This window comes from Polaromonas sp. P3_C2, from assembly GCF_056402675.1.
The window spans coordinates 1-1,851 of the sequence record NZ_JBFUGX010000740.1 but is presented as its reverse complement, the minus strand read 5'-3'; the positions used below and the strand labels follow the sequence as shown (position 1 = coordinate 1,851).

Here is a 1,851-nt window from a genome sequence, read left to right as displayed (position 1 = left end):
ATCTTGCCCTCCTTGAGAAAGGGCATCGCCGTCGACAAGACCAGCACCGCGCTGTCTACCTGGCCACCCACAAGATCATTCACGATCTGGGCACCACCACGGTACGGGATATGCAACATTTCCACCTTTGCCCGCTTGTTGATAAGCGACCCATAGAGATGTTGCATCGTCGCAATTCCGGGTGTTGCGTAATTGAAGTTCTCTTTACCGCTTTTTCTCAGCGCGCCCGCCAGGTCGGAAAGCGTCGCGTGGGGCGAACCCGCGGGGACGGCGAATACCAGCGGCACCGTGGTCATTCTTCCAACCGGCAGAAGGTCCTTCTCCCAATCCAGCCTGGTCTTCGGATTGACCATGGGCACCAGCACGGTATCCGTACCTCCCATGTAGATCAGGTTACCGTCAGCTGGCGCATTGAGCACTTTTTGCGCGGCAATCATGCCGCTGGCGCCCGCAACGTTCTCGACGATGACCTGACGCCCCAGGCGCTTTGACAGTTCGGCCCCCACAACACGGGCAACCAGGTCGGCACTGCCGCCGGCAGAGTACCCGACTATCAGCGATACAGGCTTGTCCGATTGTGCGCGGCCAATGCCCGGTAATAACGCGCCGGCGCCCAGCAAGGCAAGCTGGTTCAACAGCCTGCGACGCCCGGATCGCTGGCGAGCAAAAAAATCTTCCATGACGTGTCTCCATGTTTTATGTACCCGCTGAATGCATGGCGAGTATATTGTATTTGTATTTATTGTAATTTGTATTAATTTTAAATTTATTCTATATAAAACATAGAATTACACAAATACAATATGTATCAATCAAAAATTTTAGCGAGCATGCCAATAGGCTTGCCGCGTCACAATCCAAGCCGTCCATGAATACCAGTATGTTTGAATCATTTATTACCGGCCACTGGTTCAGCGGCGAAGCCAAACGCATCTGGAGCGACAGGGCCACGTTGCAGGCATGGCTCGATGTTGAAGCAGCACTGGCTCATGCCCAAGCCGAACTCGGCGTCATTCCCACCGAGGCTGCGCAAATCATCGGGAAGAAGGCCGATGCCCGGCTCTTCGATCTGGAACGCCTGTCCCGGGACATCGCGTTTGCTCAACATCCGCTCGTTCCCGTCCTCTCCCAGTTCGAGGAACTGTGCGGCGACCCAGCGGCGGGCTATATCCATTGGGGGGCGACGACCCAGAACATCTTCGATACCGCCAGTTCACTGCAGATGCGCGAGACACACCACTTGTTGACGGGTCATCTGGATGCAGCCATCGCCACACTTGGCAGGCTGGCGCAGGAACACCGGGCAACGGTGATGGCGGGCCGTACACACGGTCAACATGCATTGCCAATGACGTTCGGCTTCAAGCTTGCCGGCTGGATCGACGAACTGGATCGGGATCGGGATCGCCTGACGCAGCGTCTGGCCTCGTCGTTCGTCGCGTGCATGGGCGGTGCGATAGGCACTTTCGCAGCGATGGGCATCAAAGGCCGGACCGTGGAAGCGCGCATGGCCGAGCAACTCGGGTTACCGCCAGCCGGGCTGCCAAGCCGTTCGTCTTACGACCGCGTGTGCGACTACATTTCAGCACTGGGGCTGCTTGCAGGTTCCGCGCAGAAAATCGCGCAAGACGTCGTATTCATGCAGCGCACAGAAATCGGGGAGATTGCGGAAGCGTTTCACATGGGCAAGGTAGGCAGCTCGACCATGGCGCAAAAACGCAATCCGTCCACCGCGCTGCTGTTGGTCAGCCTTGCGCGCATGATGCGGATGCGGGTGCCTGCGGCCCTTGAAGCAATGGTGCGAATGGACGAAGGCGACTCGTCGGCAACCAACGTGACCGACACCTTGCT

General features: G+C 57.3%; 2 protein-coding genes. One reads left to right on the top strand and one right to left on the bottom strand.

The features are described from left to right. Positions 1-680 (bottom strand): tripartite tricarboxylate transporter substrate binding protein (locus tag AC1DWI_RS21380; RefSeq protein ID WP_477725699.1); only part of this gene is annotated, 680 nt, incomplete at its 3' end. 188 nt (positions 681-868) lie between these two features. On the opposite strand from AC1DWI_RS21380, the gene AC1DWI_RS21375 reads away from it, so the two are divergent. Next, a partial coding sequence (locus AC1DWI_RS21375) for a lyase family protein (RefSeq protein WP_477725698.1) occupies positions 869-1,851 on the top strand: 983 nt, incomplete at its 3' end.